Origin of the sequence: Roseiarcus fermentans (genome assembly GCF_003315135.1) — a bacterium.
Lineage (GTDB): Bacteria > Pseudomonadota > Alphaproteobacteria > Rhizobiales > Beijerinckiaceae > Roseiarcus > Roseiarcus fermentans.
Genome location: NZ_QNRK01000061.1, coordinates 1 through 18,219, shown reverse-complemented (window position 1 = coordinate 18,219; position 18,219 = coordinate 1). Strand labels below are relative to the sequence as shown.

The following is an 18,219-nucleotide window of genomic DNA, read 5'->3' as shown; positions in this document are numbered from 1 at the left end:
CAGGACCGCAGCCGTCTGGGCAACGGTCCCGAAAATCTCGCCGTTCTCCGCCACATGGTCCTGAACGTCATGCAGAAAGACGGCGAGAAAGGCTCTCCTCACCCTGTTTTGAAATGCGATCGCCCTGGTCGGAGGCCAGAATCCGCTTGCGGAACACAGCATGAACGACTAGCGTCTGTTCGTGATTTGTTTACGTCGCGGTGATTCTGTCGGGGTTCGACCCGACATTGTGTCGCGCCCGCCCGGAGTTCATCCATGCTGACCAGGAAGCAAAGCGAATTGTTGCGCTTCATCCACGAGCGCCTTCAGGAGGACGGCGTCCCGCCCTCCTTCGACGAGATGAAGGACGCGCTGGATCTTCGGTCGAAGTCGGGCATCCACCGTCTGATCATGGCGCTGGAGGAGCGCGGCTTCATCCGCAGGCTCGCCAACCGCGCCCGGGCGATCGAAGTGTTGCGCCTGCCTGAATCGGCGACGGTCGCGGCGCCCCGGCCTCAGAAGTTCTCGCCGAGCGTGATCAACGGCGATCTCGGGCGCCACCGAGCGCCGTCGCCGGCCGGTCCTCCGGAAGCGCGCGCCCCTGTCATGGTGCCGCTCATGGGACGCATCGCCGCCGGCACGCCGATTTCTGCGATCCAGACCCGCATGGACACGATCGCCATGCCGCCGGACTTTCTCGGCTCCGGCGACCACTACGCGCTCGAGGTGCGCGGCGATTCGATGATCGAGGCCGGCATCTTCGAAAACGACATGGTGATCGTCCGCAAGCAGGACTCGGCGGAGACCGGCGACATCGTGGTGGCGTTGATCGACGACGAGGAAGCGACCCTGAAGCGCCTGCGCAAGCGCGGCGCCTCGATCGCCCTCGAAGCCGCTAACCCGGCCTACGAGACGCGGATCTTCGGACCCGACCGGGTTCGGGTTCAGGGCAAGATGGTGAGCTTGTTCCGGCGCTACTGAGGCGCTGGCCGGCCTCGATCCGCTTCGATCGCGCGCTCCGCGGAGACCCGGGTGGTGCGGCGGAATCCGGGATCCCCGGCGGAGCGTTCGGTCGATCGGAGGCCGTTCGACTGTCTCGATCCTACGCCGCGCCGCCGCCGTGGCAAGATTATCCGCTTTGGTTTCGGCGAACGAGGATAATGGGCGCTGATCGCCTTTGCTAAACTGAGAGCGTTGGCGGACGGCGCGCCGTTCGGCCGCGATCAGGCTTCGGCGACGCCGACGACTCGATCGATCAGAGGACGTGCAGCCGAAAACGCTTCCCCTGTTGACGTCGGCGGCGCCGCCCTTGCCGCCCTCCCGCGCCTGCGCCAGACAGGACCTCTGTCACGAGGAGGTGATTCGTGCCCGCAGAGGCGGCGTTCGACGGCGAGTTCGGATCCGGGCGGGCGAGCGACGAGCCCACTTTCACGGTCGACCTCGACGGGTTCGAGGGTCCGCTCGACCTCTTGCTCGAGCTCGCCCGTCGCCAAAAGGTCGACCTCTCGCGCATCTCGGTCCTCGCGCTCGCCGAGCAATACCTGCTGTTTGTCGAGGCCGCCCTCAAGCAGCGGCTCGAACTGGCGGCGGACTATCTCGTCATGGCGGCGTGGCTGGCCTACCTGAAGTCCCGCCTTCTGCTGCCTGCTCCGCCCCAGGCGGCCGAGCCGGACGCGTCCGAACTCGCCGAGGCCCTCTCCCGCCGGCTGCGCAAGCTCGAGGCGATCCGCAAGGCCGCCGGGCTGCTGCTCGGCCGCGCCCGCCTCGGGCGCGACGTCTTCGGACGCGGCGAGCCCGAGGCGATCGAGGTCGCGCGGCGTTCGCACTGGGAGACGAACCTCTACGATCTGCTCGCGGCCTACGCCCGGCAGGCGCAGAAGCACGCCCGCGCCCGGGTCCGCTTCAAGGCGCGGGAAGTCTGGTCGCTCGCCGAAGCCCGCGAGGCGCTGGCGCGTCTCGTCGGCCTGAGCCTCGACTGGACGGCCTTCGACGACTGGCTGCTCGCGGCCTGCGTCGATCCCGCGATGCGGCGCAGCGCCCGCGCCTCCTCCTTCTCGGCCTCGCTCGAACTCGTGCGCGAGGGGAAGATCGAGATCCGGCAGGAGACGACGTTCGCGCCGATCTGGATACGTGCGGCCTCCCCGGCTGTCGCGGAGGGCGCCGCTTCCATCACCGCCAGCCCGTAGACAAGGAGAGGGTCGAGCCCATGGCCCGGACGAGAGCCGCAAGCAACGTCGCGTCGTTGTTCGACGTGATCGCCCCGCGCGCGACGCCCGAGGACGTGCGCATCGCGGAAGCGATGGTGTTCGCCTCGGCCGAGCCGCTGGAGGAATCCGCCATCGCCGCGCGGCTCTCCGCCGGCGCCGACGTCGGGGCGATCATGGACGGACTACGGCGAACCTACGCCGACCGCGGCGTGAATCTGATCCGGGTGGCGCGCCGCTGGACCTTTCGCACGGCGGCGGATTTGTCCTGGCTGCTCGCCCGCGAGGACGAGGACAAGCGCAAGCTCTCCCGCGCCGCCATCGAGACCCTGGCGATCGTCGCTTACCACCAGCCGGTGACGCGCGCCGACATCGAGGAGATCCGCGGCGTCGCCGTCTCCAAGGGCGCCCTCGACGTGCTGATGGAGGCGGGCTGGGTGCGCATGCGCGGACGGCGCAAGGCGCCCGGCCGGCCGATCACCTATGGAACGACGACCGAGTTTCTGATCCAGTTCGGCCTCGACGCGATCGGCGACCTGCCCGGCCTCGACGAACTGCAGGCGGCGGGGCTGTTCGACGGCAAGCTGCCGGCGGGCTACGGCGTTCCACTGCCGAGCGACGAACCCGCGCTCCGGGCGGACGAGGATCCGCTCGAGGACGCCGGAACGCTCGCGGAGGTATGGGGCGAGGTCGCGCCCGACGAGCCGTCGTGACCGCCGTCCGCGTCACGAATCCGCCGGAAACGAGGAAAACTCTGCCCCGCCTACCGCCCCCGGGAGACGTCATGGTTTCGAAAAGACTGCTGTCCGCCGCCGCCTGCCTCGCCGCCCTCGCGGCCGCCAGCGCCGCCGCGGCGGCCGCCCCGCTCGCCTCCCATCGCGCGGCCTACGACATTTCCCTCATCGACCCGGACTCGCCGTCGCTCGGCTCGACGCAGGCGCCGGTCGCCGCGAGCGGGATGATCGCCTACGAATTTCGCGGATCGGCCTGCGACGGCTACACCTCCAGCTTCCGGCAGCGGACGGAGATGGAGCGCAGCGAAGGCGTCCCGGTCACGATGGACGTCAGCGCCACCTCGTTCGAGGCTGGCGACGGCGCCTCGATGCGGTTCAAGATCGACACGACCGGCGTTCGCGACGCGCCGCCGGTGGCCGGAACCGCGACGCGCGGCGCCGACGACGACCTCAAGGTCGAGCTGACGGAGCCGGCGGAAAAAACCATCGACTTCGGCCGCGACGTGCTGTTTCCGACGCAGCACGTCGAGCGCCTGATCCAGGCGGCCAGGGATGGCGGCGGGGTGGCGCAGGCGCGGGTCTACGACGGCTCGGACACGGGAGCCAAGATCTACGCGACGATGGCGGTGATCGGCAAGGAGGCCAGAAAGCCCAGCGAGGACGCGTCCAGCGCCGCAGCGCTCGAGAGCGTGCGCCGCTGGCCGGTCGTGGTGTCGTATTTCAACGAGGAATCGAAGGATTCCGCGCCGGAATACACGCTGTCTTACGACCTTTACGAGAACGGCGTGTCGGGCTCGCTCAAGCTCGACTACGGCAGCTTCGCCCTGCGCGCCCGCCTGAAGACGCTGGAAATCTTGCCGGTGACCGCTTGCGCGAAATGACGGCGCCGGTCAGCGCCTCGGCCGGCCGGTGAAGGCGAGCCCGCGCTCGACCGCCGCGGCCCCGAACTTTTCCCGCAAGGCCGCGATCGCCGCCTCGCGCGACTTCTCTCGGCGCCCGTCGCCGTCGATGAGATCGGCGTCGTCCGCGGTTCCCGCCGGGACGAGATCGGTCGCAGCCACCCCGATCAGCCGATAGGCGACGCCTTCGGGCTGCGCGTCGAGCAGCGTCCGGGCCGCGGCGAACAGCCTTGGCGCAAGCTGGGTCGGTCGCAGTCCGGTCCGGCTGCGGGTGCGCAGGCTGAAGTCCCCGAGACGGAGCTTGAGCGTGACGCCGCCGGCGGAGAGGCCGGCCTTCCCGAGACGCGCCGCCACCCGGTCGCAATGGCGGAGGAGAACCCGCGTCAGTTCCTCCCGGTCGCCGACGTCGACGTCGAAGGTGGTCTCGCTGGAAATGCTTTTGGTTTCCCGGGTCGCGCTCACCCGCCGGTCGTCGATCCCGTTCGCGAGCCGCCACAATCGCCGGCCCTCGTCGCCAAGCCGCGCCGCCGCGTCCCACTCGTCCACCCGCTGGAGGTCGCCGATCAGCCGGAACCCGAGCCGCTCGAGCCTCTGCTGGCCGGCCTTGCCGACCCCCCACAGCCGCCCGACGCCCTGCGGGGCGAGCCAGGCTTTCGCTCCCTCGCGCCCGATGACGGCGAAGCCGCGTGGCTTGTCGAGATCGGAAGCCATCTTCGCCAGGAACTTGCAGTCGCTGAGGCCGACCGAGACGGTGACGCCGATCTCGCGTTCGACCCGAGCGGCGAAGCGCGCGAGCGTCTCGGCCGCCCCCGCCCCGTTGGCGCCCTCGCAGCCGGCGAGGTCGAGAAAGGCTTCGTCGATCGACAGCGGCTCGACGAGCGGCGTCAACGCCTGCATGAGCGCCCGGATCTCCCGGGCGACTCGGGCGTATTTCGCCATGTCCGGCGGGATCACGACCGCCTCGGGACAGAGGGCGCGCGCCCGCGCCATCGGCATCGCCGATCGGACGCCGTCGGTCCGCGCCAGATAGCAGCAGGTCGAGACCACGCCGCGCGGCCCCCGGCCGCCGACGATCAGCGGCCGGTCGCGCAGCGACGGATCGTCGCGCTTTTCGACCGAGGCGTAAAAGGCGTCGCAGTCGACGTGGGCGACGGCGAGTCCGGCCGCGGCCTCGAGGTCGACGGCCCTCGGCGAGCCGCAGTCCGGGCAGCGCCCCACCGCGCGCGGTCGGCGCGCGAGGCAGTCGCGGCAGAGGAGCGGTCGCGCGCCGCTCATGTCGAGGCCGGCGGCGACGGACCACGCAGCCGCTCCAACGTTCGCATCACCGCCTCGGGACGGCGGCCGGACGTTTCCGCGAAAGCCACGAGCAGCCGCTCGTCGCTCGCGAGGTAGTCGAGCACGGAAACGAGGAACCCCGGGTCGGCCGCCGCCCGCCGCAGGTTGTGCGGGCCGAGGCCGGTGACGGCGAGGAACCGTTCGAGCCGCGTCTCGTCGGCGGCGAGAAAGCCGAGCCCCTCCACCGCCAGCGCCTCGCCTGCTTCGGCGGCTGTGGATGACCGGTCTTTCGGCGCCATGCGCATGTCCCGATTCTCCCTTTGGCAATATCTCTGCGATAATATCGAAACACGATCCGCCGCCCGAGTCTCCCCGGAAGCAAACCCCATGACGAAGACCGTGCTCATCGTCGAAGACAACGAGCTCAACATGAAGCTCTTCAACGATCTCGTCGAGACGCGGGGGCACAGGATCGTGCAGACCCGCAGCGGCGTCGAAGCTGTGGATATCGCGCGGCGCCACCGGCCCGACCTGATTCTGATGGACATCCAGTTGCCGGAAGTGTCGGGCCTCGAGGTCACGCAATGGCTCAAGGACGACGACGAGCTCAAGCACATCCCGATCATTGCGATCACCGCCTTCGCCATGAAGGGCGACGAGGAGAAGATTCTGCGCGGCGGCTGCGAGGCCTACCTGTCGAAGCCGATCTCGGTGGCGAAGTTCTTCGAGACGATCGACCATTTTCTCGGCGCGCCGGGGAAGGCGTGAGGCTTGCGGCGGCGGCGCCTCCGGGCCGGTTTCGAGCGTTATCAAGGGGTTCCAGCCGAATTTCCGGGCGACGGCAACACCCGAGCCGCCGTCATCGCGAGGAGCGACCCCCGGACTTGGATCCGGACTTGGATCCGGGGGGACGTGGCGATCCAGGGGGGCGCGGCCAAGGTCCGCCGTATGCCCGGCGTCGCCGCGCTGCAACGTCGGCGCAGGCGGCCCCTGGATCGCCGCGTCGCCCTTCGGGCGCCTCGCGAGGACGGCGGGAAGCGTCATCGCCCCCGCCTCGCCGTTGACGACCGCCCGTCATTCCCAAGCTGCGCCATGGCTTGGGTGTTCCGGGCGACGGTCGCTGCCGATTCCGTCATTGCGAGGAGCGCAGCGACGAAGCAACACACGGCGCGGCTCCTGTCCTGCCGCATGGATTGCTTCCCACCCGGGGCTCGTCGGCCCGCGGGTCGGCTCGCAATGACGGCGCTGCGCGAAGCCTCGAACAAAGGCGAAGCCTGTGACGGGGCCGCCAATTCCGGGCCGGTTTCGAGCGTTATCAAGCGGTTCCAGCCGAATTTCCGGGCGACGGTCACTGCCGATTCCGTCATTGCGAGGAGCGCAGCGACGAAGCAACCCACGGGCGCGGCTCGTGTCCTGCGGCATGGATTGCTTCCCACCGGGGCTCGTCGACCCGGGGGTCGGCTGGCAATGACGGCGCTGCGCGAAGCCTCGAACAAGGCGCGAAGCCTGTGACGGGGCCGCCAATTCCGGGCCGGTTTCGAGCGTTATCAAGCGGTTCCAGCCGAATTTCCGCGCGACGGTCACTGCCGACCCCGTCATTGCGAGGAGCGTAGCGACGAAGCAACTCACGGCGCGGCTCGTGTCCTGCGGCATGGATTGCTTCCCACCCGGGGCTTGTCGACCCCGGGGGTCGGCTCGCAATGACGGCGCTGCGCGAAGCCTCGAACAAGGCGCGAAGCCCGTGACGGGGTCGCCAATTCCGGGCCGGTTTCGAGCGTTATCAAGCGGTTCCAGCCGAATCTTCGGGCGACGGTCACTGCCGACCCCGTCATTGCGAGGAGCGCAGCGACGAAGCAACCCACGCCGCGGCTCGCGTCCTGCGTCGTTGCGAGAAGCGCAAAACGAAGCAACCACACGCTGCAGTTTCGCGTCCCGCGGCATGGATGGCTTCCCTCTCTCCGACCCCGGGGGTTCGGCCCGCAATGACGGGGCTCCGCCACGAGAAGGCGCGAGGCTCGCGGCGTCGCCGTGTCCGAGCCGAGCCCGAAGGGCGACGCGAGAGCGCCGCCGTCCGGCAGACGGCAAGCATCGGCCTGACCCTCTGGATCGCCACGTCGCTTCGCTCCTCGCGATGACGCCGCAAGGCGCTATCGTCCCGCTGTCCCGCATCCGAGATCAACCCGCGTCCGCTCGCCTCGCTCGCGCCGCCGAATTCCTGATAATCGAAATCCTAGCACATCTTCTTTCCTTTGATAAGAATATGCTGCGATCGCGCGGCGTCTTTCCGCCTTCAAGTCGGGCGCCGGCGTGGATCACGCTCACGGCCGGCCCGCTGGCGCAGGCGACCAGGTCGGCGCGGCGCCGCGGATGACAAGGGAAACGATTGCCCGCGCCCCGAGCGCGGGACGCCGCCCCTCCCGTCAGGCTCGCCAGGGCGGGACGGCGTCGGGGGCGACGTCGTAGCGCGCGACCGCCTCAGTGGCGATCCGGATGTCGACCGTGCCCGCGCGCGCGAGCGCCCAGAGCGCGGTTGCGGCGATCGAACGGCGGTCGACTTCGAAGAAGCGGCGCAACGCCTGACGCGTGTCGCTGCGCCCGAAGCCGTCGGTCCCGAGCGCGACGAACGGCGCGCGGAGGTAGCTCGCGACGAGCTGCGGCCAGGCGCGCACGTAGTCGGTGGCGGCGATCACCGGCGCGGCGCCCGGCAACCGCTCTTCCAGCCAGCTCGTGCGCGGCGGCTCGCCGGGGTGCAGGCGGTTCAGGCGCTCGACTTCGCGCGCCTCGCGCGCCAGCTCCGAGAAGCTGGTGGCGGAGAAGACCTCCGCCGCGACTCCCCAGTCCGCCCGGAGCAGCTCCGCCGCGCCGAGGACTTCGTTCAGGATCGCGCCCGACCCGAGCAACCGCACCGCGGCCGCGCCCGAAGCCGGCCCCGCGACGCGGTGGAGGCCGCGCACGACGCCTTCGCGCGCGCCCTCCGGCATCGACGGCTGCGGGGCGCTCTCGTTACCGCAGGTGAGATAGTAGAATTCGTCCGCGCCCTCTTCCAGCATCCGCCGCGCGCCGTGGTCGACGATCGCGGCGACCTCGTAGGCGAAGGCCGGATCGTAGGCGCGACAGGTGGGCACGGTCGCGGCCATCACGAGACTCGCCCCGTCCTGATGCTGCAGGCCCTCGCCCGCCAGCGTCGTGCGGCCGGCGGTGGCGCCGATCAGGAAGCCGCGCGCCCGCTGGTCGGCGGCCGCCCAGATCAGGTCGCCGACGCGCTGGAAGCCGAACATCGAGTAGTAGATGTAGACCGGCAGCATCGGCAGGCCGTGCACGCTGTAGGCGGTCGCCGCCGCGGTCCAGGACGCCAGCGCGCCGGCTTCGTTGATGCCCTCCTCCAGAAGCTGCCCGTCGCGCGCCTCGCGATAGGCGAGCATCGAGCCGGAATCCTCCGGCTCGTACAGCTGTCCCGTCGGCGCATAGATGCCGATCTGGCGGAACAGCGCCGCCATGCCGAAGGTGCGCGCCTCGTCCGCGACGATCGGCACGACTCGGGGGCCGAGCGTCCTGTCCTTGAGAAGGCCCCCGAGCAGGCGCACGAGCGCCATGGTGGTCGACATCGCCCGACCGTCGGCTTCGAGCGCGAAGCCGGCATAGGATTCGAGGTCGGGAACCGGCAGGGCGGCCGAGCCGGCCCGACGCTTGGGCAGCGCGCCGCCGAGCGCTTCGCGACGCGCCCGCAGGTAGCGCAGCTCCGCGCTGTCCTCGGCCGGGCGATAGAACTCCAGATTGTCGACAGCCTCGTTCGACAGCGGCAGCGCGAACCGGTCGCGAAACGCGCGCAAGGCCTCGACGTCGAGCTTCTTGGCCTGATGGGCGATCATGCGCGATTCGCCGGCGCCGCCCAGGCCGAAGCCCTTCTTGGTCTTGGCGAGGATGACGGTCGGGCGCCCCTCGGTCGCCCGCGCGGCGGCGAAGGCTGCGTACAGCTTGCGGAAATCGTGGCCGCCGCGGTGCAGCGAATCGATCTCCGACGGCGTCATGTGCCGCGTCAGCGCGCGCAGTTCCGGGTCCTCGTTGAAGAAATGTGCGAGGTTGTAGACCCCGTCCTTCGCCCCGAGCGTCTGGTACTTGCCGTCGACGGTGGCGGCGAAGCGCTTGAGCAGGGCGTGGTTACGGTCACGCGCGAACAGGGCGTCCCAGTCGGAGCCCCACAGGACCTTGACGACGTTCCACCCGGCGCCGCGGAACAGGCGCTCGAGTTCCGGAATGATCTGCCCGTTGCCGCGCACCGGCCCGTCGAGCCGCTGCAGATTGCAGTTGACGACGAAGGTGAGGTTGTCGAGCTTCTCGCGCGCCGCGAGGGAGAGGCCGGCGAGGCTTTCCGGCTCGTCCATCTCGCCGTCGCCGAACACGCCCCAGACGTGCCGCCGGCTCGTGTCGACGAGACCGCGGTCCCTCAGATACCGCATGAAGCGGGCCTGGTAGACGGCGCTGATCGGGCCGATGCCCATCGAGCCGGTCGGGACCTGCCAGAACGCGGGCATCAGCCAGGGATGCGGATAGGAACACAAGCCCCCGCCGCCGATCTCCTGGCGGTAGCGTCTGAGTTCGGCTTCGGTGAGCCGCCCCTCGAGAAAGGCGCGGGCGTAGACGCCGGGCGCGGAATGCGGCTGGAAGAACACGAGGTCGTCGCCGTATCCGTCGGCCGACGCCCGGAAGAAGTGATTGAAGCCGGTCTCGAAGATTTCCGCGGCCGACGCGTAGCTCGCGATATGGCCGCCGAGCTCGCCATAGGCCTTGTTGGCGCGCGCCACCATCGCGAGCGCGTTCCAGCGGATGATCGCGGTGAGCCGGGTCTCCATCTCGAGGTCGCCGGGATAGGCCGGCTGGTCGTCGAGCGGAATCGTGTTGCGGTAGTTGGAATAGGGGGCGGCTTCAGTGAGAACGTCGAGCTCCTTGGCGCGGCGCTCGAGCGCCTCGAGGATCTCGCGCGCTCGCTTCGGGCCGGAATAGGCCACCAGCGAATCGAGCGACGACAGCCATTCCTCGGTTTCGATCGGGTCGGAATCGAGGCTCGCGGGACCCCGAGGGGCTTTCAACGCGTCCGGCATCTCGCCTCCCATGCTGAAAAGAACGCCGAATGTCCTGCCGACATTGTTGTTATGCGAACCAGTACCGTGCCGGCGCGGACGAGGACAAGCGCGCAGACGACGCAGGCGCGCGCGGCCCATGGATTGTGGGACGGCTGCAGACGCGGCGGCTGAGCGCGCACCGCGCTCAGCGAGCGCGGCTACAGGAGCGCAGCCGGCCCGGTTCGGGTCGGCCGTTCAGTGCGCCCAGGAGGTTTCTGCGGAAGACAGAAGCGCGTCCGGCGGCGCCTTCCTGGCGAGGACCAACAGATTTTCTCCGAGAACATGCCGCCCGAACAGGGCGGCCATCGGCGCCCAGAGCGGAAAGAACAGAGCCTTGCGCAAACGCGTCGCATAGCTGCCCGCGGTCGTGAACGCGACGACCTCGAAGCCGATCTCATGCAGCATGAGCCGCATCTGCGTGCTGGTCAGCGGCGAGATGTGGCGAACGCCGCGGTATTCGGACTCGCCGAAAGACCAGAGGTCCCCCGTCAGCAAGAACTTGAGGCGGCCCTCCCAGAACCCGACGTTCGGCTTGCTCAGCGTCAGCAGTCCGCCGTCGTCGAGCAGCGCCCGAACCTCCTTGAGCGCATGCCGGGGCGAATCGAGATGCTCGATGACCGAACTCATGATGACCAGAGTGAATTTGCGCCTGAACTTTTCGGAGAATTTCCGGTTGAGATCGACCCGGGTGAATGGCACGTCCGAAAGCTTGAAATTGCCGTCGAAAAGGTCGGCTGCGTTCAGATCCGTGTAACCGGCGTCACCCAGCCGCTGGAGAAGCTCGCCCGATCCCGCGCCGAGATCGAGCACGCCGGCTTTCGGGCCTCCCTGAGACAGAACCAGTTCAACCAAGCGTTCATGGGTCCCCGGCGCCCCGTGCTTGACCAGGCCGCCGTAGGTCTCGAGACCCAGAGCCAGCCATCTTGTTCTTAAAAATTTCATATTATGCTTCTCCGTGACAAATATATAATAAAACATTCTACCATTTTTTTCTCATTTTCGCTCGACGGACGCGATTATGCCTTGGTAGAAGTCTATCGACTTCCGGGATAGTCACCGATCTGTCGCGGAGAGGACGGTTCACATTCGCGCTCCGCCTCGCGGTCGCGGCAAGCGGGATGGCGCGGACAGGCGTAGGGGAAGACGGCGCCGGGATCGATTTCGGGGCGGCGATGCAGAGCGGTCGCTGACTGCGCTGCCCGTGGTCGGCCGAGCGCGGCTGGAAGCGCGCCGGCGCGCGAACATCGGCCCCGGTTACGGAGGGCGAAGCCGATTCCCTCTCCGGCGCGCCGCGAGTCGGCGATCTCGAGGGTTCCCCCGCGCAGAGCGCCGGATCGTCCCGATCCCCGCGGACCCGCCTCTCAGGCGAGGCTGCCGAGGCGGTCGTTGATGGCCGCGAGGTCGGCGCGGGCGCGCTCGAGGTCGAACGGCTCGGGCGCGCGGATGGTCGCGAGCGCCGCGGCGGCGCGGGCGAGACTCTTTCCTGCGAGCGCGGGCGCCGCGGACGCCACCGCGCGGCCTTCCGCGAGGTCGCCGTTGCAATGGAGCGCCAGGTCGAGGCCGGCCTCGAAGACCGCGCGCGCCCGCGCCTCGAAGCCGCCGGTCAGCGCGTTCATCGACAGATCGTCGCTCATGATCAGGCCGCCGAAACCGATCTCACCGCGCATCACCTGCTCGACCACGATGCGCGAGGCGGTCGCCGGACGGTCGGGGTCGATCGCCCGGTAGACGACGTGCGCGGTCATCGCCATCGGCAGGTCGGCGAGCGCCTCGAACGGCGCGAAATCGCGCGCGAGCTCGGCGCGCGACGCCTCGACCACGGGCAGTTCGCGGTGGCTGTCCGCCCGCGCCCGACCGTGACCGGGAATGTGCTTGATGACCGGCGCGACGCCGCCGGCGAGCAGCCCCTCGGCGAACGCCCGGCCGAGCGCCGCGACGCGGACGGGATCGTGGCCCCATGCGCGCGCGCCGATCACGGCGTGGGTTCCGGCCTCGGCGACGTCGAGCACCGGCGCGCAATCGACGGTGATCCCGACCTCGCTCAGATCGTGCGCGATCAGGCGGCCGATCAGCCGCGCCGAGGCGTCGGCGAGGTCGGGGGCGAATCCGGCCCCGACCCGCCCGGCGGCCGGAAAGGCGCCCCATTCCGGCGGCCCCATCCGCTGCACCCGCCCGCCCTCCTGGTCGATCAGGACCGGCGCGTCGCCGCGCCCGACGCATTCGCGGAAGGCTGCGGTCAGCGCCCGAAGCTGGCCGCGGTCCGCGACGTTGCGCTTGAACAGGATCAGGCCCCACGGGTCGGCGTCGCGCAGGAAGGCGCGCTCGTCCGCGTCGAGAGCGAGGCCGGCGCAGCCCGCTATGAAGGCCTTCGGCATGGCAACTCCTTCACGGCTTCGGCCGGGCGGTCTCGGCGCCGGCCCGGCCGGCTCCCGCCCGCCACCCCGGCCCGGCGGCCTCTCGGGCGCCGAAGGGCCGAGGGCTCACCTGGTCACGAAACAGTCGCCGCCATCGCCCTTGACCCGGGCGCAGAGGGAGGCGGCGTCCGCCTTGGAGAGACTGGTCACGCGCACCCGGTAAACCGTGTCGCCGTTGCTGGTCGTCCCCTTGTGGACGCCGAGCGCCGACCCGCCGAGGGCGGAGGCGTATTTCGAGCCGAGCTTCGAGACGACGGTCTTGGCTTCCGCCTCGGAGCGGGGCGCGGCGAGCTGGACCGCCCAGCCGCCCGACGAGGCGGCGGCCGGCTCCCCCGCGGCCGGCGCCGCGGGCTCGGGCGCGGTCGCGACGGCTGCGTCCTGGGGCTTCGCCTTCGCCGCCTTTTCCGGCTTCGCCGCCGGTTCGCCGGCCATATCGGCCGCCCCGCCCGGCGCGGTGGTGTCGGTCTTGGCGACGACGACCCGCGCCGAGGATTTGGGCGAGAGTTTGGTCGGCAGGTCGAGCTTCGGCGTCGAGGCCTGCGCGTTCGCCGCATCTGACGGCGCCTTGGCGGCGGGCTTGGCCTGCGGCTTCGGCGCCTCCAGGCCGGGCGCGCCGTCCCCGGCGAGCGCCGGGATCGGCGTTCCGTCCGGACGCAGCGAGATCGTGCGCACCGGCTTCGGCTCCGGGAAGCCGCCGGCGGGCGCGGCTGGCGGCGGCGCGATCACGACCGGCGTGTCGACCGTGCCGCGCACGGCGGTCCCGCCGCCGGTCCCCGTCGACGCTGTGGTCGCCGGCGCGGTCTGGGCGTTCAGGTCGACCGGCTGCTCCTCGTTGCTGACGACGTTGACCTTGCTCGACTGCGTCGTGTCCTTGAGCAGGTTCGCGCCGGCGTCGCTCGCCGATGACACCGTCGCGTCGCTCGGCGGCTGCACCTTGGTCGGGCCGACCGCGGCGGCGATATAGGGCGGCGCCTTCGGCATGCCCGGAACGCCGCCCTTCAGCACGAACACCGCGCCGATCATGGCGACCCCGGCGAGCGCGAGTCCCGAGACCGTCCACAGCCAACGGCTCGAACGGGGCCGCGCCCGCAGCGCTTCCGACGGCGCCGGCGGCTGCACGGGATAGGGATCGAACGGCGGTTCCTCCTGCCCGTCGACCGCCTCCGCCTCGCGGTCCGTCTCGACCGGCTCGGCGGCCCGATCCGCCCCGGCGTCGAACGCCGGCCGCAGTTCGCCGGCCCGGAGCGCCGGCGGCGCCGTCGCCGCGGGAACCGGCGGCGCGGCCGCGGCGACCGGCCGCAGGGGAGCGGCGGCAGGCGGCGCGGGCGCGGCGACCGGCCGCGGGGCTTCGGCGGCCTTCGGCCGCGACGCCTCCACGAGCCGGGCAAGCTCGGCGAGAGGGTCCTCGACCACGCCGGACGGAGCGCCCGCGGCGCGCAGCCGCCGCTCGAGGTCGTCAAGATCGATGTCGACGGCCGATCGTGATCCGGAAACGCTCATGTCGTCCTCGTCAACCGCTGACTGTTGCTAGCGCATCTCTTCGGGGGCGCTAACCCCCAAGATTGACAGGGCGGAGGCCAAAACGAGGCCGACCGCCGCCACCAGACCCAATCTCGCGTAGGATAAGTTTCGATCCTTTTCATTAACGAAACGCAAATCCTTGAAATCTTTGCCGCGATTCCAATGGGCGTGGAACCGGGTGGCGAGGTCGTGGGCGTAGAAGGCGATGCGGTGCGGCTCGTGCGCCTCGGCCGCCTGCAGGACCGCCCGCGGATACTGCGCCAGGGCGCGCAGGAGGTCCCGCTCGCCCTCGTCGGTCAGAAGCGCGGAATTTCCGCCCGCGAGCGCGGACGGCGCGAGATCGAGGTCGGGGAAGGCGGCGAGGCCCTGCCTCAGCACGCTATGCGCCCGGGCGTGGGCGTACTGCACGTAGAACACCGGATTGTCCTGACTCTGCTCGATCACCTTGGCGAGGTCGAAGTCGAGCGGCGCGTCGTTCTTGCGCATCAGCATGATGAAGCGCACGGCGTCCGGGCCGACCTCGTCCACCACTTCGCGAAGCGTCACGAAGTCCCCGGACCGCTTCGACATCTTGACCTGCTCGCCGGCGCGCATCAGGCGCACGAGCTGGCACAGGCGCACCTCGAGCCTGGCGGCGTTCCCGGAGAGCGCGGCGACCGCCGCCTGCATCCTCTTGACGTAGCCGCCGTGGTCGGCCCCCCAGACGTCGACCAGCGTCAAAAAGCCGCGGTCGATCTTGGTCTTGTGATAGGCGATGTCGCTGGCGAAATAGGTGTAGCTTCCGTCCGACTTGACCAGCGGCCGGTCGACGTCGTCGCCGTAGGCGGTGGAGCGGAACAGGATCTGCTCGCGGTCCTCCCAGTCTTCGGCCGGCGCGCCCTTGGGCGGCGGCAGGCGGCCCTCGTAGACGAGCCCCTTGGCCCGCAGGGCCTCGATCGCCTCCTCGACCCGGTTCGGGCCGCCGTCGACGCCGGTCAGCGCGCGCTCGGAAGCGAACACCTCGTGGGTGATGGCGAGCGCGGCGAGGTCGTCGCGAATCATCGCCATCATGGCGGCGATGGCGCGCTGGCGCACCAGCGGCAGCCAATAGGCTTCCGGCTGGTCGCTGAGGCCGGCGCCGAACTCGGCCTTCAGCGCTTCGCCGACCGGCTTCAGGTAGTCGCCGGGATAGAAGCCTTCCGGAATGGCGCCGATCGCCTCGCCGAGCGCCTCGCGGTAGCGCAGATGAGCCGAGCGGGCGAGGACGTTCACCTGCGCGCCGGCGTCGTTGATGTAGTATTCCCGCGTCGCCTGCCGTCCGGCGAAGCTGAGGAGGCTCGCGAGGGCGTCGCCGAACACCGCGCCGCGCGCGTGGCCGACGTGCATCGGCCCGGTCGGGTTGGCGCTGACATATTCCACGTTGACCGTCTCTCCGCCCGGCGCGCCGGCGCCGAAGCGCTCGCCATCGACCAGGACGGCCTTCAGGACCTCCTGGTAAACCTCTGGTTTCAGGATGACATTGATAAAGCCCGGCCCCGCGACCTCGGCCCCGGCGACCCCCGGCTCTCCGGCGAGGTCGGCGGCGATTGTTTCCGCAAGCCGCCGCGGGTTCGAGCCGACGGCCTTGGCCTCCCGGGCGTAGACCATCGCCGCGTTGGTCGAGAGATCGCCATGGGCCGCGTCGCGCGGCGGCTCGACCACGAAACGCGACAGGTCGAGCCCCTCGGGGAGGTCGCCGGCCGCGATCCGTTTCTCGATCAGCGCGGCCACCCGCGCCTGGAATTCCGCAAAAACGTTCATGCTTCTCGCCGATGGATTGTACGCGCCTCATTTGCAGGGCGGGGCGCGCCTCGCAGCCGCGTTCGATGAGCGCCGCCGCGCGGTCGGCGACCGCCCGTCGCAACGCCGCCCGGCAATCCGCCCGGTCACGCCGACCCGGTCCTGCAAAACACGCGGCTCTAGCGCAACTGAGGCGGGCCGTCAAAAAGACGGGCGTGCTCGTGGATGGCGAACCGGTCGGTCATGCCGGCGATGTAGTCGGCGACCGCGCGCGCGGGCTCGCCAGCGCCGGCCCGCGCGGCCCAGTCGGCCGGCATCGCCGACGGATCGGCGAGGAAGGCGGAAAACAGGTTTCGGACGATCGCGTCCGCCTTTTCCCGCTCCGCCTGCACCTGGGGGTGGCGGTACATGTGGGCGAAGAGGAAGGTCTTGACGTCCCGGTCCGCCGCCTCGATGTCGGGCGACAGCGCGACGAGCGTCCTGCCCGCGCTCACGACCGCCTCCGCGCTCGCGACCCCGGCCCCGGCGATGCGCCGAAAACTCTCGCCGATGGCGTCCTCGATGAAGCGGGTGATCAACCGCCGGGTCAGCTCGTGGATGAGGCGGGCCGGCTCCAGATCAGGATACCGCTCCTCCACCGCGGCGACGATTGCGGCGACGAGCGGGACGGCGCGGCGGATTTCGTCGAGGGTGAACAGGCCGGCCCGGAGCCCGTCGTCGATGTCGTGGGCGTCGTAGGCGATGTCGTCGGCGAGCGCCGCCGCCTGCGCTTCGAGGCTGGCGTGACGGGCGAGGTCGAGCGGCCGGCGGCGGTCGAAGGCCGCGATCGCGGCCGGAACGCCGCGGGCGCGATAGCGGGCGGTCGGGCGGCCGGCGGCGTCGAGGAGCGGGCCGTTGTGCTTGACGAGGCCGGCGATCGTCGTGTCGGTCAGGTTCAGGCCGTCGAATTCCGCGTACCGGCTTTCCAGTTCGGTCACGATGCGCAGGCCGTGGCTGTTGTGATCGAAGCCGCCGTACGGACGCATGCAGGCGTCGAGCGCGTCCTCGCCGGTGTGGCCGAACGGCGTGTGGCCGAGGTCGTGGCCGAGCGCGACCGCTTCCGCGAGGTCATCGTCGAGCCGCAGGGCGCGGGCGAGCGCCCGGGCGATCTGCGCCACCTCGATCGTGTGGGTGAGCCGGGTGCGGAAGTGGTCGCCCTCGTGGTGAACGAACACCTGCGTCTTGTGGGCGAGGCGGCGGAAAGCGGTCGAATGCACGATGCGGTCGCGGTCGCGCTGGAACTCGGTCCGGGTCGGCGACGGCGGCTCGGCGACGAAGCGGCGCGCCCGCGACGGGTCGGCCGCGTAAGGCGCGCGCGTCGTCCGCTCGACTTCGCTCGCCATTGATCACTCCGACGTTGCGCTTCCCGGAAAGCTGCATATCTTACCCGAGCGATATCTTGAAGCGCCCGCCTTGACCGGGTTGCGGGGAGAGGACCAAACCGATGAGCGAAGCCGACGTCTCCGACGCCGTCACCATCAGCGCCAGCGCGGCCAGACGGCTGAACGCGATCCTGAAGGGCGAGGAGGGCGCGGCGCTGCGCATTTCCGTCAAGGGCGGCGGCTGCTCGGGCTTCCAGTACACTTACGACGTCGACCGCGCGCGCGCCGACGACGACTTCGTCGCCAGCCGCGACGGCGCGACGGTGGTGATCGACCCGGTGTCGCTCGAGCTCCTGAAGGGCTCGGAGCTCGATTTCGTCGACGACCTGATGGGCCAGGCGTTCAAGATCAAGAACCCGAACGCTGTCGCCTCCTGCGGCTGCGGGGTGAGCTTTTCGGTCTGACGCCGCTCGGTTCGTCGGCGGGGCGGTCGGCCCCGGCAGAAACGAAGCGCGTGCGCCGGGTGGCGCGCGGGGCGCCGGACCGGGTCAGGCCGCCGCGGCCCTGCGCCCGCGCCCCAGGCCGGCCAGACCCAGGGACGCGAAGCCCGTCGCCATCAGCGCCCAGGTGGACAATTCCGGAGCGCTGGTCGCCATGCTGGTGATCACAACCTGGCCGTCGCCGGATTGCGCGCCTGACAGCAAGATTGCGGCGCTGAAGGCTTCGTCCACGTAGGAGGCGCCGCCGCCGTACGGACCGCCGCCGTCGCCGCCCGCCCCGCCGGCTTGCGTGCCCCGCCGCCGCTGTCGGAGGCCGACCCCGCCATCCCCGCGCTCCGATCCGCAGCCGGATTGGTTAGCCCGCATTTCTCATAGTGCGCCACCTACCTCGCCATTCTGACGGTCGCATCGGCGCGGAGTTTGTCATGGACGAGCGCGTCCGATGCGCCGTCTG

15 protein-coding genes are annotated in these 18,219 nt (G+C 70.3%); 6 read left to right on the top strand and 9 right to left on the bottom strand.

Annotation, left to right across the window (positions count from 1 at the left end; genetic code table 11):
• The first annotated feature begins 255 nt into the window (after positions 1–255).
• The 4 genes from lexA to DFR50_RS30550 all read left to right on the top strand — a co-directional run bounded on the left by lexA (position 256) and on the right by DFR50_RS30550 (position 3,798).
• The gene (gene lexA, locus DFR50_RS30565; protein WP_113894045.1) at positions 256–960 is read left to right on the top strand and encodes a transcriptional repressor LexA; all 705 of its coding nucleotides are present in this window, start codon (positions 256–258) and stop codon (positions 958–960) included.
• A gap of 383 nt (positions 961–1,343) precedes the next feature.
• Entirely contained in the window at positions 1,344–2,165 is an 822-nt protein-coding gene (locus tag DFR50_RS30560) for a segregation and condensation protein A (protein WP_113894044.1), read from the top strand.
• A gap of 20 nt (positions 2,166–2,185) precedes the next feature.
• Positions 2,186–2,896, top strand: a complete 711-nt coding sequence (scpB, locus tag DFR50_RS30555; RefSeq protein WP_113894043.1) for an SMC-Scp complex subunit ScpB — start codon at positions 2,186–2,188, stop codon at positions 2,894–2,896.
• 71 nt (positions 2,897–2,967) lie between these two features.
• Positions 2,968–3,798 carry a cell envelope integrity EipB family protein gene (locus DFR50_RS30550; protein ID WP_170153455.1) on the top strand — a complete coding sequence of 277 codons (831 nt, stop codon included), beginning with the start codon at positions 2,968–2,970 and terminating at the stop codon, positions 3,796–3,798.
• Positions 3,799–3,807: 9 nt separating this feature from the next.
• Here the strand turns inward: DFR50_RS30550 and DFR50_RS30545 are convergent, their stop codons facing one another.
• Together DFR50_RS30545 and DFR50_RS30540 are read right to left on the bottom strand one after the other, a co-directional pair.
• Positions 3,808–5,091, bottom strand: a complete 1,284-nt coding sequence (locus DFR50_RS30545) for a DNA polymerase IV (RefSeq protein WP_113894039.1) — start codon at positions 5,089–5,091, stop codon at positions 3,808–3,810.
• Positions 5,088–5,396, bottom strand: a complete 309-nt coding sequence (locus DFR50_RS30540) for a DUF3572 domain-containing protein (RefSeq protein WP_113894037.1) — start codon at positions 5,394–5,396, stop codon at positions 5,088–5,090. Before DFR50_RS30540 ends, DFR50_RS30545 begins: the two co-directional genes overlap by 4 nt.
• An 82-nt stretch (positions 5,397–5,478) precedes the next feature.
• Here DFR50_RS30540 and DFR50_RS30535 point away from each other — a divergent pair, with 82 nt between their 5' ends.
• A complete protein-coding gene (locus DFR50_RS30535) occupies positions 5,479–5,859 on the top strand; it encodes a response regulator (RefSeq protein ID WP_113894035.1) in 381 nt (126 codons plus the stop codon).
• A gap of 1,652 nt (positions 5,860–7,511) precedes the next feature.
• Here the strand turns inward: DFR50_RS30535 and mdeB are convergent.
• The 6 genes from mdeB to DFR50_RS30505 form a co-directional block, all read right to left on the bottom strand.
• On the bottom strand, positions 7,512–10,190 hold the full coding sequence (gene mdeB / locus DFR50_RS30530; protein ID WP_113894033.1) for an alpha-ketoglutarate dehydrogenase: 2,679 nt from the start codon (positions 10,188–10,190) through the stop codon (positions 7,512–7,514).
• A 216-nt stretch (positions 10,191–10,406) separates the two neighbouring features.
• Entirely contained in the window at positions 10,407–11,153 is a 747-nt protein-coding gene (locus DFR50_RS30525; protein WP_170153454.1) for a methyltransferase domain-containing protein, read from the bottom strand.
• Between the two features lie 419 nt (positions 11,154–11,572).
• Entirely contained in the window at positions 11,573–12,586 is a 1,014-nt protein-coding gene (gene nagZ / locus DFR50_RS30520) for a beta-N-acetylhexosaminidase (protein ID WP_113894029.1), read from the bottom strand.
• Positions 12,587–12,691: 105 nt separating this feature from the next.
• Positions 12,692–14,125: an SPOR domain-containing protein gene (locus DFR50_RS30515; RefSeq protein ID WP_113894027.1), complete on the bottom strand. Its 1,434-nt coding sequence runs from the start codon at positions 14,123–14,125 to the stop codon at positions 12,692–12,694.
• 27 nt (positions 14,126–14,152) lie between these two features.
• Positions 14,153–15,925, bottom strand: coding sequence for an arginine--tRNA ligase (argS, locus tag DFR50_RS30510; protein ID WP_113894025.1), 1,773 nt, complete (start codon positions 15,923–15,925; stop codon positions 14,153–14,155).
• Between the two features lie 158 nt (positions 15,926–16,083).
• A complete protein-coding gene (locus tag DFR50_RS30505; protein WP_113894023.1) occupies positions 16,084–17,286 on the bottom strand; it encodes a deoxyguanosinetriphosphate triphosphohydrolase in 1,203 nt (400 codons plus the stop codon).
• 101 nt (positions 17,287–17,387) lie between these two features.
• Here DFR50_RS30505 and DFR50_RS30500 point away from each other — a divergent pair, with 101 nt between their 5' ends.
• Positions 17,388–17,729, top strand: a complete 342-nt coding sequence (locus tag DFR50_RS30500) for a HesB/IscA family protein (protein ID WP_113894021.1) — start codon at positions 17,388–17,390, stop codon at positions 17,727–17,729.
• An 84-nt stretch (positions 17,730–17,813) separates the two neighbouring features.
• Here the strand turns inward: DFR50_RS30500 and DFR50_RS31800 are convergent, their stop codons facing one another.
• Positions 17,814–17,996: a hypothetical protein gene (locus tag DFR50_RS31800; protein WP_147262983.1), complete on the bottom strand. Its 183-nt coding sequence runs from the start codon at positions 17,994–17,996 to the stop codon at positions 17,814–17,816.
• Between the last annotated feature and the right edge of the window lie 223 nt (positions 17,997–18,219).

Excerpts from the sequence above, each read along its gene's own strand:
- lexA (WP_113894045.1), top strand. The coding sequence starts at position 256 with ATGCTGACCAGGAAGCAAAGCGAATTGTTGCGCTTCATCCACGAGCGC.
- scpB (WP_113894043.1), top strand. The coding sequence starts at position 2,186 with ATGGCCCGGACGAGAGCCGCAAGCAACGTCGCGTCGTTGTTCGACGTG.
- DFR50_RS30550 (WP_170153455.1), top strand. The coding sequence starts at position 2,968 with ATGGTTTCGAAAAGACTGCTGTCCGCCGCCGCCTGCCTCGCCGCCCTC.
- DFR50_RS30545 (WP_113894039.1), bottom strand. The coding sequence starts at position 5,091 with ATGAGCGGCGCGCGACCGCTCCTCTGCCGCGACTGCCTCGCGCGCCGA.
- DFR50_RS30540 (WP_113894037.1), bottom strand. The coding sequence starts at position 5,396 with ATGCGCATGGCGCCGAAAGACCGGTCATCCACAGCCGCCGAAGCAGGC.
- DFR50_RS30535 (WP_113894035.1), top strand. The coding sequence starts at position 5,479 with ATGACGAAGACCGTGCTCATCGTCGAAGACAACGAGCTCAACATGAAG.
- mdeB (WP_113894033.1), bottom strand. The coding sequence starts at position 10,190 with ATGCCGGACGCGTTGAAAGCCCCTCGGGGTCCCGCGAGCCTCGATTCC.
- DFR50_RS30525 (WP_170153454.1), bottom strand. The coding sequence starts at position 11,153 with ATGAAATTTTTAAGAACAAGATGGCTGGCTCTGGGTCTCGAGACCTAC.
- nagZ (WP_113894029.1), bottom strand. The coding sequence starts at position 12,586 with ATGCCGAAGGCCTTCATAGCGGGCTGCGCCGGCCTCGCTCTCGACGCG.
- DFR50_RS30515 (WP_113894027.1), bottom strand. The coding sequence starts at position 14,125 with ATGAGCGTTTCCGGATCACGATCGGCCGTCGACATCGATCTTGACGAC.
- argS (WP_113894025.1), bottom strand. The coding sequence starts at position 15,925 with ATGAACGTTTTTGCGGAATTCCAGGCGCGGGTGGCCGCGCTGATCGAG.
- DFR50_RS30505 (WP_113894023.1), bottom strand. The coding sequence starts at position 17,286 with ATGGCGAGCGAAGTCGAGCGGACGACGCGCGCGCCTTACGCGGCCGAC.
- DFR50_RS30500 (WP_113894021.1), top strand. The coding sequence starts at position 17,388 with ATGAGCGAAGCCGACGTCTCCGACGCCGTCACCATCAGCGCCAGCGCG.